The organism is Flavobacterium nitrogenifigens, assembly GCF_003254565.1.
Taxonomy (GTDB): domain Bacteria; phylum Bacteroidota; class Bacteroidia; order Flavobacteriales; family Flavobacteriaceae; genus Flavobacterium; species Flavobacterium nitrogenifigens.
Window position 1 is genome coordinate 52,188 of the sequence record NZ_QJRI01000173.1, and the last position, 14,338, is coordinate 66,525.

The 14,338-nt window shown below is 33.5% G+C and carries 12 protein-coding genes; 3 read left to right on the plus strand and 9 right to left on the minus strand.

Annotated features, from left to right (window positions below; genetic code table 11):
• Window positions 1–3: 3 nt before the first annotated feature.
• Window positions 4–2,364, minus strand: a complete 2,361-nt coding sequence (locus DM397_RS10410) for a hypothetical protein (RefSeq protein WP_111377474.1) — start codon at window positions 2,362–2,364, stop codon at window positions 4–6.
• Window positions 2,324–3,229, minus strand: a complete 906-nt coding sequence (locus DM397_RS10415; RefSeq protein ID WP_239457837.1) for a hypothetical protein — start codon at window positions 3,227–3,229, stop codon at window positions 2,324–2,326. Before DM397_RS10415 ends, DM397_RS10410 begins: the two co-directional genes overlap by 41 nt.
• Window positions 3,230–3,502: 273 nt before the next feature.
• Here DM397_RS10415 and DM397_RS10420 point away from each other — a divergent pair, with 273 nt between their 5' ends.
• Window positions 3,503–5,191 carry an Ig-like domain-containing protein gene (locus DM397_RS10420; protein WP_111377475.1) on the plus strand — a complete coding sequence of 563 codons (1,689 nt, stop codon included), beginning with the start codon at window positions 3,503–3,505 and terminating at the stop codon, window positions 5,189–5,191.
• 142 nt (window positions 5,192–5,333) lie between these two features.
• Window positions 5,334–5,636, plus strand: a complete 303-nt coding sequence (locus DM397_RS24215; RefSeq protein ID WP_394364556.1) for a cytochrome c oxidase assembly factor Coa1 family protein — start codon at window positions 5,334–5,336, stop codon at window positions 5,634–5,636.
• A gap of 6 nt (window positions 5,637–5,642) precedes the next feature.
• Here DM397_RS24215 and DM397_RS10430 read toward each other — a convergent pair whose 3' ends face one another.
• The 5 genes from DM397_RS10430 to DM397_RS10450 all read right to left on the minus strand — a co-directional run bounded on the left by DM397_RS10430 (window position 5,643) and on the right by DM397_RS10450 (window position 11,002).
• A complete protein-coding gene (locus DM397_RS10430) occupies window positions 5,643–6,410 on the minus strand; it encodes a nitrilase family protein (RefSeq protein WP_111377476.1) in 768 nt (255 codons plus the stop codon).
• A 36-nt stretch (window positions 6,411–6,446) separates the two neighbouring features.
• Complete coding sequence (locus tag DM397_RS10435; protein WP_111377477.1) at window positions 6,447–7,223, minus strand: DeoR/GlpR family DNA-binding transcription regulator; 777 nt, start codon at window positions 7,221–7,223, stop codon at window positions 6,447–6,449.
• Window positions 7,224–7,484: 261 nt separating this feature from the next.
• Complete coding sequence (locus tag DM397_RS10440; protein ID WP_111365707.1) at window positions 7,485–8,231, minus strand: succinate dehydrogenase/fumarate reductase iron-sulfur subunit; 747 nt, start codon at window positions 8,229–8,231, stop codon at window positions 7,485–7,487.
• A gap of 93 nt (window positions 8,232–8,324) precedes the next feature.
• Window positions 8,325–10,325, minus strand: coding sequence for a fumarate reductase/succinate dehydrogenase flavoprotein subunit (locus DM397_RS10445; protein ID WP_111377478.1), 2,001 nt, complete (start codon window positions 10,323–10,325; stop codon window positions 8,325–8,327).
• Window positions 10,326–10,336: 11 nt separating this feature from the next.
• Window positions 10,337–11,002 carry a succinate dehydrogenase cytochrome b subunit gene (locus DM397_RS10450; RefSeq protein WP_111377479.1) on the minus strand — a complete coding sequence of 222 codons (666 nt, stop codon included), beginning with the start codon at window positions 11,000–11,002 and terminating at the stop codon, window positions 10,337–10,339.
• 356 nt (window positions 11,003–11,358) lie between these two features.
• Here DM397_RS10450 and DM397_RS10455 point away from each other — a divergent pair, with 356 nt between their 5' ends.
• Complete coding sequence (locus DM397_RS10455; protein WP_111377480.1) at window positions 11,359–12,720, plus strand: hydroxymethylglutaryl-CoA synthase family protein; 1,362 nt, start codon at window positions 11,359–11,361, stop codon at window positions 12,718–12,720.
• A gap of 460 nt (window positions 12,721–13,180) precedes the next feature.
• Here the strand turns inward: DM397_RS10455 and DM397_RS10465 are convergent, their stop codons facing one another.
• A complete protein-coding gene (locus DM397_RS10465) occupies window positions 13,181–13,552 on the minus strand; it encodes a hypothetical protein (RefSeq protein WP_142479088.1) in 372 nt (123 codons plus the stop codon).
• 231 nt (window positions 13,553–13,783) lie between these two features.
• Complete coding sequence (locus DM397_RS10470) at window positions 13,784–14,338, minus strand: hypothetical protein (protein ID WP_111377483.1); 555 nt, start codon at window positions 14,336–14,338, stop codon at window positions 13,784–13,786.

Here is a 14,338-nt window from a genome sequence, read left to right on the forward strand (position 1 = left end):
CAATTATTGATTTGTATATGTTCTAAAATAACCACACTCTGCAATTACATCCTGATAATATTTGGTATCAGAATAGTCTTTTCTTAAAGCTTTGAATGCGTTCCAGGCAATAAAATTAACTTTATCATCTTGAATTTCCCAATAGCTCTTTAAGGCGTTGTACTTTTTATTGTAATAATCATTTCTTTCGCATTTCGAAATCAAATACAAACATTTTGCTTTTTGCTCTTTGTTTGAAGCCGCTTCAAAAGCTTTCTGATAATACATTTTAGAAACCGAATTGTTGGTAATCATTTCTTTCATCGAATCTCTAAATGAATAAGGACTTGAACCATAACCCACAATACTTATTTCATAAAAAGTTCTTCCGTTTCCAAAATGAGAAATATTATAAAACGCATTTCCTAACAAAAGACTGTTCGTGTAAACATCTTCTTTCTGAGCCAGTTTATCTTGCATTTCTTTTATTGTAGTTAAGAAATCCATATAAGTATATTTTCTTTTCTGGTACGCCGCATGCTCACAGTCGTGACAATCTTTAATATTTCCATTAAACGGATTTCCTAAGAATTTAACATACTGAACAGAATCGGTTTGTTTCATAAATTCAATCGCTTCTGGAATTTTATTTTTAAATGTCGCCTGAACCGCCTGAAAATTATTAATATCTTTCAGTTTTAAACTATAAATTCCCGCACCAATTTTTTCGATTTCAGATTTATTAGATTTTTCCAAAAAGCTTTTTAATGCCAGCAAATTCTTTTCATTGTCATAATAAGCATTTCCGTCGTTCCAATAACTATAGCGTGATTCGCCATAAATCTCGGCCATAACCTGATCTCCTTTTTCTTTATACAGATGCGACAAATAGCTTCTGCTCCATGAAGAAGCATTTTGATAACGAAATTCGCTTCCTTTATAATTTTTAGGAAGTTCATAATACAGCCAATCCAAATCAGCCAGAATAGTTTTCTCGTTTTTATCTGTCAGCTTATCGATCTTGCTTAAGTTATTTACAAAACGCAATAAACGAAGCTGCATTCCTGCCAATTCTGTTTTCGGAAGTGTCTTTTCTGCTTTGTTATAATTCTTTTCTGCATTGGCATAATCACCTTTTAGTGTTTGAAGATATCCCGTTGCAATATCCCATAAATATGGCTTTTCGGTATTTCCTGCAGCAGAAATTTTCGCAATTAAATCGACTGCGCTATTGTCAATTTTTGCTTTGTTCTCCGTTTTGTTTTCTGCAACAGTCTGTGGCGTAGGCGGCTTGCTATAATCTCCGCTGCTCACCTGAAATGAGTTGTTTATTTTTTCTTCCAGCGAATTAACCAATCTTGTTCCTAAATAATTTAAATGCTCACTTTTTGGATCCAATTCATAGATTTTTTCAATTGCTTGTTTTTCATCTTTGTAATATCCATGAATTGCCCAAAGCGCTGCTTTTTCTTTGTTGTTTTTTGCCATTGCCAAAGCTTTAGTCCAATCTGACTCATTTTTTGGTTTGAAACTATAAGCTGTAACCACTCTTAATTCTGGACATTTATCAAAAACTTGAGCATATAAATAATTAGAAGTCGCGTACTTTTTCTGTTTATAATTAATTCCAGCAACATACGCCAAAGCACGATAATACAAAGTATTCTTTGCAACAGAACTTTCGGTTTTATTAAAAAAGTCAATCGCTTTTTGTTTGTCATTACTATAAAAACGCGCTTTCATCGTCAAGAACCAATATCTGTTTTTCAAAAATGGATCCGACAAAGTATTGTACACATTTTCGATAGATTGAATCATTTTGGCATCATTGAAAGTTTTTGCCACAACAGGATCATAACTCCAATAATCGTCTCCAATTGAAACCGTTTCTATCTTTTGAGCCAAATACAAAAATTCGACAAAGTTTTTTACTTTCTCATCTTTCAAATTCAGCTTTTTGCTCCATTTCTGAGAGCTTTTATTTTCCTTTTTTGTTTTATAATAAACATGCAAACCTTCAATTTCTTCTTTGTTTTTGATAGCATCTTTTTCATCAGAATAATATCTCGGCTTTTCATCACCAATCAAAAAATAATTGACAGTTGTTGTATCTGCTTTTCCTTTAAGATAATCTGCCCAATCTGATTTTATGTTTTTATTGAAACGAGAATTATGCTGGGTATCAAAACCAATTCCGTAAAAAATCCCACCAGATAAAAACAAAGGCGAGTACGATTTGTCAGCAAAAGTTTCTGGTGTAAAATTTGAGTTATAAGAACCAAAAGAATCCCAATCTCCGTCTGCGCAAGCGTATGCAATTCCGAATGCAGAAAGCAAAACGGCACTAGAAGCAAGAAATAATCTGCTTAAAAATATTCTTTTCATAATTGTTTAAATTGAATTCGTCTAAATCGTAAAATATAATTTCGTTTGGCTTTTCGACAAGATGACCTTGCAAATCTTCTGCCATTTCTTTTAAATCTTCGGGTTTTATTTCCTCTATTTTCAAAAGATCATTTTCTTCATAAAAAACACCATTTTTATAATTGGAATGTTTTACCCTGAAAAAAATCGGACTTGTTTTTTCAAAGTTGGAATCTTTTTCTAATGATGCACTGCTCATTTTAGAACGGAGTCCAATCACTTTATTCTCCCTGATGTGAACTCCCCAAGAATAAATTGGAAATGCAAAATCGAGATGCAGCGGATACTTCTTTAAACTTTTAAGATATCGCTCTGCTACTTTCTGATCGTAAATAGAATTTAGCGAATCTGGAGCAATCGATCCCATATTGTAATACATCAGAACTCCAGAATCTACATTTGGGATTTTTGTTTTTTTGAAGTATTTCACCTGGTGCAAACGGATTGTTGCTGAAAGTTTCTTTTTCGAAAGTTTTTTAAAAACTTCTATAAATTTCAAATAATTCTCTTTGCTTTTTAATGTCCAATCGCAATCAATTTGAATTTCTTGGCTTACAATTTTATTTTTAGAATTGATTTGTTCTATAAAACCAAACGTTTTTTGAGCCAGATCATTTACATCAAGATTAGGTTGCAACATGACTTTGTTCTGAATGAAAACAACGGGAACAATAGTATATCCCTTTAGATTTTCCTCAAATCGAATTGGGCTTATCGGAATTGGAAAATTAGATTCTGGATGAAGTCCAATGTCAAAATATCTTACATAGAGTTTTTGAACATTGTTTTCTTTCAATGCTTCTTTTTCCGTTTCAGAAAATTTCAATATTGTTTTCCAGTAATAAAAGGAGATAATCGGTTTTTCGTTTTTACTGCATGATAGCATTAAAAAAAGAAACAAAACTGGAAAAAATCGCTTGAACAAAACTTAGGAAAATTACATTTTAGTTCAAAAGTAAGAAATTATATCATTTTAAAATGTTTGAAACACCAAAATTTTAAAAGATTCGCAAAAACTCCAAATCCTAATAAATGGATAAAAAATTTCAATTAAAGCAAATATAATCGTTATTTTGTGCAATCAAACTGAAAAACCGTTATGTTGAAAAACACTCTTAAATATATTGCATTTATAATTTTAATATCAATGATAAGCTGTGCCAAAAGAGGCAGTATTACCGGCGGTTTAAAAGACACTCTTGCTCCTGTTTTAATTTCGAGTTTTCCTGAAAATTACAGTACAAATTTTAAAGGAAACACAATTACTCTGAATTTTGATGAATATATCAAACTGAAAAACACCAATAAACAATTAATCATTTCTCCTCCGTTTAAAAACGAACCATTAATCACGCCTCAAAGTGTTAATAAATTTATAAAGATCGAAATTCGAGATACTTTACAGCCAAACACTACTTACAGTTTAAATTTCGGACAAGCGATTCAGGATAATAACGAAGGAAATGCTTTAAATCAATTTAAATACGTGTTTTCTACAGGAGCTTATATAGATTCGCTTAAATTGAGCGGAAAAATTAAAGATTCTTACGGAAAATATGTTGACAATTTTGTTTCTGTAATGCTGTACGAAGTAAATGATAAATTTAAAGATTCTACCATTTACAAAGAGTTTCCGCGATATATCACCAACACTTTGGATAGTATGCGAACTTTTCAGTTTGAAAATTTAAAAGAAGGAAAATATCTTTTGGTTGCTTTAAAAGACAAAGGATCAAACAATAAATTTAATCCGAAAGATGATAAAATCGGTTTTTTAAAAAGCTATATCACAATTCCAACAGATACTGTTTACGAGTTAGAATTGTTTAAAGAAACGCTTCCGCTAAAAACCTTCAAACCAATTCAGGCTTCTGGAAACCGTTTGTATCTTCCGTATGAAGGGAAACAGAATTTCAAAAATTCAAAACCAAAAATTACACTAAAAAACGGCAGCGAAGTTTTAGAAACTATCGTCACGCAATTTCCTAAAAAAGATTCGCTTCAAGTTTGGTACAAACCTGTTAAGGCCGATTCGTTATCAATGGAAGTTGAAAAAGGAAGCTACAATAAAAAGTTTTCTTTCAAAATTAAAGCCTTGAAAAAAGACACTTTAAATATTAAAGCTGCACAAAATAGCCAGCTTAATTTTAGAGACCGTTTTACATTGGAAAGTGAAACTCCTTTAGTAAAATTCGATAAATCTAAAATCAGATTGGTTAACAAAGATTCTGTTGCTGTTCCTTACACTACAGAATACGACGAATTTGATCAGAAATTGTATTTTGATTTCAAAAAAGAACCTTTAGATAAATATAATTTTACTTTCTTACCAGGCGCTTTGACCGATTTCTACGAAAAAACAAACGATACTTTATCATACAAACTCAGCACTAAAGAATATGCCGATTACGGAAATATTATATTGAATCTGAAAAATGTAAAACGTTTTCCTATCATTGTCGAATTGACCAATAAAAAAGGAGATGTTGTTTTAGCCGAAGGATATTCTGAAGGCGCAACTACTCTCGAATTCAATTTATTGCAACCTGACGTTTTTACTGTCCGCATTATTTATGATGACAATAAAAATAAAATGTACGACACTGGAAATTTCCTAGAAAAGAGATATGCCGAAGAGGTGTTTTATAATCAGGAAGAGTTTGATGTCCGTGCCAATTGGGATCGAAACGAAACCATTGACCTAAGCATTCCGTTTAATCCAGAAGTCGAGAAAAAACAAGACGATAAAAAGAGAAAAGAAGCAGAAAAGAAACGCAAAGCTTTTTAAAGTTTATGGATAGGGAGGAGTTAATTATTGAAAAAATTGGTTTAGTAAAAATTGGATTTGGCTACTCTTAGGAGTTCTTTCAGCAATATTCATTGTAATTGTTGCATTAAATTCAAACTCCAAAAATGGCTTATCTGACACTATAACAGCATTTAAAGAAAATTCTTTATACCAAAAGGCAATAGATCATGCTAATAAAAACCCAGAAGTCATACAAACTATTGGAAAAATCTCCCCCGTTGACAAGTTAGCAATTTTAGAAGGCAATTCTTCTTACTCCAACAACAACAAATCTGTTGATTTATCCATCAGAGTTAATGGTGATATAAAAAATGGAAAATTAGAAATTCATGCTGACAGAAATGGTTCAGACTGGAATTATAAAAAAATATTCATTCGAACTAAAAATCCACATAAAGAAATTATAGTCATCAATAAACCTTAGTCCTTTCTAAAGTTTGATTTCAAACAGATCTCTATCGCTTAAAAAGTCTAATTTTTTACGCGTCTCATACATGGTGTTTTTGTCTAATTCTACGACAAAGACACCATTTTTTTCTTGTGGCTCTAAAATATAATTGCCTAAAAAATCTAATGCTTGCGAATGACCAATATGTTCAAAATTGTGTGCATCCTTCCCTATTCTGTTTACTCCAATTACATAAGAAAGATTTTCTATTGCTCGAGCTTTTAGTAAAGCATCCCAGGCATTGGTGCGTACTTTTGGCCAATTGGCCACATACAAAATTAGATCGTAATTTTCTGAATTTCGCACAAAAACAGGAAATCTCAAATCGTAACAAATCTGAAGGCAAATTTTCCAATCTAGATAATCTATAATCACTTTTTGATTTCCGCGCGTATATACTTTATCTTCGCCTGCCAGAGAGAATGAATGACGTTTATCGTAATATTTAATTTCGCCAGACGGAAAAACAAAAACCATTCGATTATAATACTTCCCATTTTCTGCAATGACTACACTTCCCGTAATTGCGGTATTTTTTTGTTTTGCTTTAAACTTCATCCAACCAATTGTTTCACCCTGCATAGTTTCAGCAACTTCAGAAGCATTCATTGTAAATCCGGTTGAAAACATTTCTGGAAGTACAATCAAATCTACTTCCGAATCAATCTCATTGATTTTTGAATCGAAGTTTTCTCTGTTTTTACTGGCATTCTGCCAAAAAAGATCGGTTTGGATTAAAGCTATTTTCATTTTTTAAATTGTATGAAAGTCAAAAACACTTTGAAATTATACCACAATAAGACTTGGAACAGCGCTTTTATAAGCCTGCAGTTTTTCGTGATTCGGCTCTACTTCTGTGATTACATAATTTACCTCAGATAAATTCGCAATTTTCATTTTAAGAACCGTATTCAATTTTTCAGTAATGGTCAAAACCGCTGTTTTCCTAGAAGCATTAATCATCGCTTTTTTTACCTGAACTGTTTCCCAGTCAGAATCTGAATAACCACCCTCAACATCAAGAGCATTTGTTCCTAAAACCAAAAGATCTGCTTTTATGCTCGCTAATTGCTGAAAAGCTTCTCCGCTCACACACATTTGGCTGTAAGAAGAAATACTTCCGCCAATCATAATGGTTTTAATATTTGGTTTATCCAAAAGCTGGACAGCCGTTAGAGCGGTAATAGTAAAAACAGTCAGATTAAGATCGTTTGGAATTAAACGGATAAATTCACGAATGGTGGTTCCTCCATCAACAATTAAAACCATACCATCATGAAGAAGATCGACTGCCTTTTGTGCAATAACTTGCTTCGCTTCTACGGCATAAGTCTGATTCAAAGAAGAATAATGATAACCTTTGGTCATTGCACCACCTTTCACTTTGATGATAAGCGCTTCGGCGTCAAGTTCGTTTATATCACGTCGAACGGTATCCTCAGAAACACCAAGTTTTGCCGAAAGAGTTTCAAAACTCACACGTGTATGCAAGTTGATCTCTTTTAGAATATGATTTTTACGTTCTTCTTTACTGTAATTTAAAACTTCATTTTCAGTGCTCATGCCAATTATTTTTTTCTTCTTACAAAAATAAACATTTCATTAAACAATTCATCTAAACAAAAAATCAAATTAGCACATTACATCAATTTAAAACTCAACAGAAACACTTTACTCCAAAAAACAAAAACCAGACATTTTAAGCCCTTTTATACAATAATTTGGCATCTTTATGGAAATAAATCTAATTGCTGATAAAATATAAAAACAAAAAACGCTTCCATCGTAACGGAAGCGTTTTTCTAAAATATACTAAATTGTGTATTATCCTTTTAAGCTTGCTGCTAAATACTCACGGTTCATACGTGCGATATTTTCAAGCGAAATTCCTTTTGGACATTCAATTTCACAAGCTCCTGTATTGGTACAGTTACCGAAACCTTCTAAATCCATTTGGTGAACCATGTGTAAAACACGATCTGTTGCTTCAACTTTACCTTGTGGCAATAATGCATATTGAGAAACTTTTGCAGCAACGAATAACATTGCTGAAGAGTTTTTACAAGTTGCAACACAAGCTCCACAACCAATACAAGCAGCCGCATCAAATGATTTATCTGCATCGTCTTTTGGAACTGGAATAGTATTCGCGTCGATCGTATTTCCTGAAGTGTTTACAGAGATAAATCCTCCCGCATGTTGAATTCTGTCAAAAGAACTTCTGTCAACAACTAAATCTTTAATTACCGGGAAAGCTTTTGCTCTAAATGGCTCGATAAAAATTGTATCACCATCTTTAAACATACGCATGTGCAACTGACAAGTTGTAACTCCTCTATCTGGTCCGTGTGCTTCTCCATTGATGAATAAAGAACACATTCCGCAGATTCCCTCACGACAATCGTGGTCAAATGCTACAGGCTCTTCTCCTTTATTGATTAAACCTTCGTTAAGAACGTCTAACATTTCAAGGAAAGACATGTCTGGTTCGATTCCATCGATAGGATATTCTACAATCCCTCCTTTATCTTGAGCGTTTTTTTGACGCCATATTTTTAATGTAAGTTTCATACCTTTTTCGTTTGAAAGTCATAAAGTCGAAAGTCGAAAGTCGCTTGGCACTTTTGCCTTTTGACTTTAAGACTTTGGCTTTCGACCAAATTCTTATTTATAACTTCTTTGAACTAATTTAATGTTTTCGTAATTAAGAGGTTCTTTGTGTAATACTGCATCACTTGGTTTTCCTTTGTATTCCCAAGCTGCAACGTATGCAAAGTTTTCGTCGTCACGAAGTGCTTCTCCTTCTTCTGTTTGGTATTCCTCACGGAAGTGACCTCCACAAGATTCGTTACGGTGTAAAGCATCTTTCGCGAACAATTCTCCTAATTCTAAGAAATCGGCAACACGAGTTGCTTTTTCTAATTCTTGATTAAATTCGTAAGCACCTCCTGGAACTTTTACATCTTTATAAAACTCTTCACGTAAAGCAGCAATTTCTTCGATAGCTTCAGTTAAACCTTTAGCATTACGAGCCATACCTACTTTATTCCACATGATTTTTCCAAGTTTTTTATGGAAATAATCTACAGAATGTTTACCGTTGTTATTGATGAATTTATTGATTTGATCTACAACCGCTTTCTCAGCTTCAACGAATTCTGGTAAGTCTGTAGAAATTTCTCCCATTTTAATATCTGGAGCTAAATAATCTCCGATAGTGTATGGCAATACGAAATATCCATCAGCTAAACCTTGCATCAAAGCAGAAGCTCCAAGTCTGTTTGCACCGTGGTCAGAGAAGTTAGATTCTCCAATTGAGAAACATCCAGGAATTGTCGTCATTAAGTTATAATCAACCCAAGTTCCACCCATTGTGTAGTGAACCGCTGGATAAATCATCATTGGTGTAGTATAAGGATCTTCGTCGACGATTTTGTAATACATTTGGAATAAGTTTCCGTATTTACTTTTCACGATTGCAGCTCCTAATTTAGTTACTAAAGCAGCATCTTTATCATCCAAACCTTTTACATAAGCATCTTCAGTTCCGTAACGTTTAATTGCTGCTGCGAAATCTAAGTAAACTGCTTCACCCGTTTTGTTAACTCCAAAACCAGCATCACATCTTTCTTTAGCCGCACGAGACGCAACGTCACGAGGCACTAAGTTACCAAACGCAGGATATCTTCTTTCTAAGAAATAATCTCTTTCGTCTTCAGATAAATCAGTTGCTTTTTTCTTTCCTTCACGGATTGCCTGAGCGTCTTCTAATTTTTTAGGTACCCAAATACGACCATCATTACGTAAAGACTCAGACATCAAAGTCAATTTTGACTGGTGATCTCCTGAAACCGGAATACATGTTGGGTGAATTTGTGTGTAGCAAGGATTTGCAAAAAATGCTCCTTTTTTATGAATTTTCCAAGCTGCTGTTGCGTTACTTCCCATAGCATTTGTTGAAAGGAAAAACACGTTTCCGTATCCTCCAGAACCAACTACTACCGCATGAGCAGAATGTCTTTCTATTTTTCCTGTAATTAAGTCACGAGCGATAATACCTCTCGCTTTTCCGTTCACGATTACAATGTCAAGCATTTCGTGACGGTTGTACATTTTGATTTTTCCACGACCAATCTGACGGTTCATTGCAGAATAAGCTCCTAACAATAATTGCTGTCCAGTTTGTCCTTGTGCGTAAAATGTACGAGAAACCAAAGTTCCTCCAAAAGAACGGTTGTCTAAAAGTCCGCCGTATTCACGAGCCAATGGCACCCCTTGAGCCACACATTGGTCAATAATATTACCTGAAACTTCAGCCAAACGATAAACGTTTGCCTCACGAGCACGGTAATCACCACCTTTTACAGTATCGTAAAACAATCTGTAGATAGAGTCACCGTCACCTTTATAGTTTTTTGCTGCGTTGATACCTCCTTGTGCAGCGATAGAGTGCGCACGACGTGGAGAATCTTGGAAGCAGAATGCTTTTACGTTATATCCTAACTCAGCCAAAGTAGCCGCAGCCGAACCTCCAGCTAAACCTGTACCAACTACAATAATATCTAAATTACGTTTGTTAGCAGGGTTTACTAAATTAATATGATCTTTATAATTTGTCCATTTGTCCGCTATAGGACCATTTGGAATTTTTGAATCTAATGCCATTATAATTGATATTAATTATTGAAATGATGAAATAAAGCGATAATTACGAAAAGCGCTGGAACTACAACTGCAAACCAGTAACCTACTTTTGATAAAAATCTAGAGTATTTGTTGTGCATCCCTACAGATTGAAGAGAAGATGCAAACCCGTGCCATAAGTGGAATCCTAAAAGGATGAAAGACACACAGTACAATGCCGTACGGATTGGGTCGTGAAATTTGTGAACCAACTCACCATAATACCTTGTAGCATCTGGCGCTGTACCCGCAATATACTTGTAGGTAACTTCAGGAAACCAGAAATCATAAAAGTGCAATCCTAAGAAAGCTAAAATAACCAATCCAGAAATAATCATATTTCTAGAACTCCAAGAAGCGTTTGCAGCTCCATTGTATTTAGCGTATGCGATTGGTCGTGCTGCGCTGTTTTGAGCCGTAAGTACAAATCCCATTACGAAATGGAAAATTACTCCGAATGCCAAAACTGGCTGCATTACGTACTGAATCAGCGGATTGTATCCCATAAAGTGAGAAGCTTCGTTAAAAACGTCTTCACTAATAATAGAAATAAAATTTAAGGAAACATGCAGCGCTAAAAACGTGATTAAGAATATTCCCGAAAGAGCCATAGCTACTTTCTTTAAGATGGAAGCATTCAATAGTGCAGATTGTGCCATAAGTGTTAAGTAGTTTGTTTTAAAAAATTACACAAAAATAATTCAATTACAAAAGAACTACAACCATTTCGCTGTTATTTATAATGATTTTAAAATAGCTATTTTCTACGTATTTTTACGTACAAAAACGAAGCTGCTAAAAAATAATTCACTATGAGAAATTTCAAAATACTGCTTTTTAAGTGATAGCAAGGAAATTCAATTCTAAGTAGATTACCAAAAATTTATCATATTGTTATTTTATTCAAACATTTGATTTATTTTCTTCAAAAGTGCTCTTCGGCAGAAATTTTGTCTAAGTAAAAAATTGTCATTCCGTAACATAGTTTTACCTTTAGCGGCTCAAAAAAATAAGAATGAAAACAGGAATTGATGCTATTTCGTTTGATGTAGCAAACATACATTTACCCATAAAAACTTTGGCAATTGCCAGAAATATTGAACCAGAAAAATTAGAAAAAGGTCTTGGATTACTAAAAATGACCTTTCCAGACGTCCACCAAGACGCTGTAGTTTTTGGAGCAAATGCTTTAACAAAACTTATCACAGACAATAAAATAAACCTAAACGAAATAAGCCGAATTTATGTTGGTACCGAAAGCGGTATTGACAGTTCAAAACCAATTGCTTCTTATTTAATTAGTTTAATGGAGCAGAAATTTGGAGAAGATTCTTTGGCAGAATGTGATGTTGTTGATTTTACTTTTGCTTGTATTGGCGGAGTTGATGCGATGCAAAACTGCCTAGATTTCGTAAAACTGAATCCGACGAAAAAAGCAATTGTAGTTACTTCTGATTTTGCAAAATATGATTTAAACTCTGGCGGAGAATATACGCAAGGAGCCGGAGCAGTTGCCATGTTAATTGCTTCAAATCCTAGAATTATTGCTTTTGATGACAATTGGGCAACGAGCACAAAAGGTGTTTTCGATTTCTTTAAGCCATACAGAACTATTTCTAAAGAAGAAATTACCAAAAACACAAACAACGATTCGTGGTTTGACAATTTAGAAGCTGAAATCGAAATTCATAAAGACCAGCCAGTTTTTGATGGACAATATTCGAATCAATGTTACATGGATCGTACTCGAAATGCTTACTTTTCATTCAAAAAACTAAAAAATACTACCGAAACTTTATATAACACTTGGCATAGTATCGTAATGCACTTGCCATATTCTTTTCAAGGAAGAAGAATGTTATCTGAAATCTACGCTCTAGATAGTGCCGAAAAAATTATTGCTGATGATATTGCTCCTGCAGATTATCAGACAAAAATTAAAGAAGTGGCAAAATCTGAAGATTACAGAAGTTTTGTAACTGAGAAATTACAGCCTGCAGAATTGGCCTCTTCATTAATTGGAAACCTTTATACAGGTTCTATTTTCATGGGATTGTTATCTACTCTAGCTCATTTTTATGACACTAATAAAGAAGTAGCTGGAACTAAATTCGGTTTCTTAGCTTACGGAAGCGGATCAAAATCGAAAGTTTTTGAAGGAACGATTCAGCCAGAATGGAAATCGGCTTTAGAAAACGTGAAACTTTTTGAAAATTTAGCTGAAAGCGTAGAAATTGATTTCAACACTTACGAAAGTCTTCATAAAAAAGAACAAAAACAAAGCGTAAGAACTCCGAAAAACGAATGGGTTTTAGACAGAATCGAAAAAGAAATTCCTGTTTTGATCGGGGCGAGATATTATAAATGGGTGGATTAAATTTTTAAAATCCAATTTTTAAAACCCCAAACTCCAATAAAAAAACCGAAGCTTGATGTTTCGGTTTTTTTTATGTTTTTTGAAATTTAACCGCAAAGTCCACAAAGGATTACGCAAGGTTCACAAACCTTTTTATGAACACAAAGCTTTGCGAACTTTGCGTTTATTTAGATATCTCAAAAAAACCTTTGCGCCCTTTGCGGTTAAATAAAAGGTAATCAATCCTTCTTATGCTGTTCAGTATAATTTTGATTTCCTTTAATTCTAGTATCTTCGGTATGCATTCCGTTTGCCATGCCTAGCATAAAAGCGGTTATTATAATTATGAATTTTCTTTTTATCCAATGAAGAAGTGGTCGCTTAGATTGCTCCAAACGAGAATTATTATTTTGTTTATACATTTTGAAAATGATAAATAATTAGACATTATTGAATCATCTATGCTCAGAAATAAATTTTCTTAAGCAGTGTATAAACTTTTATCGAAATGTTTTGAAGTGATTATTTCATTTATAAAAACAGATTGATTTATAAATGAAGTTAGATTTTGATGAAGCAAATTTTGCAGTTTCAGAAGCTTTTTAACTTGAAAAGTAAAAACAGTTTCGGTTTTGAGAAAATTCAAAACAACTGAAAATCTTATTTCATTCCAGGAAACAACTTGCCCGAATTTATATAAACGAGAACTTTTAAGCTCTAATTCTTTTCTTAAAACTACAAACGAAGACTGATAATATTCTGCCGATTTAGATTGAGAATATAAAGCACCATCGCCTGCAATCACGACAAAAGTCAGAAAGAGTGCTATTAGGTATTTTAGATATTTTTTCAATCTTTAAGTTTTAGTTTCTGGAACGAAAATACGAATTTCGGATAAAAAAAACCGAAGAGAATTTGCTCCGATTTTGCTTTTATATTCAACTAATTTGTCATTCTGAGGAACGAAGACACGAGCGATAGCGAACTGGCGAAGCAATCACACTAGAAACTCGACAAAGATTGGCGATTTTGCATACGGAATCTCTAGTGTGATTCTTCGTTCCTCAGAATGACAAGATTGGGTTTAAAACTTTGACAAAGGTCGTGGCACATAAAGCAACAAACCCAATCCTAAAACAAAAAGCGCACAGCTTAAAACCATCAAAACTCCATTTTTTAAAGCAAAAAAGGAAACTCCCACAGCAACCGAACCAACAATTACCATTAAAGACTTTAAGGTTTCCGTTTTTATAAAAGTGAATGCATGCAAAGCCAGACCTAGAAAAAGCAAAGACGGTCCAACGGCTACAAATGGATAAAAAATCAAAGGCGAATTACTAATATGCTGACTTAATTCAGCTTTTTCGATTTCATTATTTCCGTAGCTTGACATTATAAAATCAATTGTGCAAAGACCGATATGTGCAATTATCCCCAAAGTGGTCAAAACAGAAGCAACTTTATTTGTCTTAGTTTTTGGAAATACCTCATTAAAAGACAATAAAAAACAAGCTCCAATTAAATTAAACCAATGCGCAAAATCTACAGATTCGCTTAAACTTGGCAATAATTTAGAAAAGAATAAGTAACTGATTAGAAAAAACACTAATCCGATTAGACAGCTTTGTTTTGTAGTCAT

Bases quoted from the DNA above. Each gene is read 5' to 3' on its own strand.
- DM397_RS10410 (WP_111377474.1), bottom strand. From the start codon at position 2,364: ATGAAAAGAATATTTTTAAGCAGATTATTTCTTGCTTCTAGTGCCGTT.
- DM397_RS10420 (WP_111377475.1), top strand. From the start codon at position 3,503: ATGTTGAAAAACACTCTTAAATATATTGCATTTATAATTTTAATATCA.
- DM397_RS10430 (WP_111377476.1), bottom strand. From the start codon at position 6,410: ATGAAAATAGCTTTAATCCAAACCGATCTTTTTTGGCAGAATGCCAGT.
- DM397_RS10435 (WP_111377477.1), bottom strand. From the start codon at position 7,223: ATGAGCACTGAAAATGAAGTTTTAAATTACAGTAAAGAAGAACGTAAA.
- DM397_RS10440 (WP_111365707.1), bottom strand. From the start codon at position 8,231: ATGAAACTTACATTAAAAATATGGCGTCAAAAAAACGCTCAAGATAAA.
- DM397_RS10445 (WP_111377478.1), bottom strand. From the start codon at position 10,325: ATGGCATTAGATTCAAAAATTCCAAATGGTCCTATAGCGGACAAATGG.
- DM397_RS10450 (WP_111377479.1), bottom strand. From the start codon at position 11,002: ATGGCACAATCTGCACTATTGAATGCTTCCATCTTAAAGAAAGTAGCT.
- DM397_RS10455 (WP_111377480.1), top strand. From the start codon at position 11,359: ATGAAAACAGGAATTGATGCTATTTCGTTTGATGTAGCAAACATACAT.
- DM397_RS10470 (WP_111377483.1), bottom strand. From the start codon at position 14,338: ATGACTACAAAACAAAGCTGTCTAATCGGATTAGTGTTTTTTCTAATC.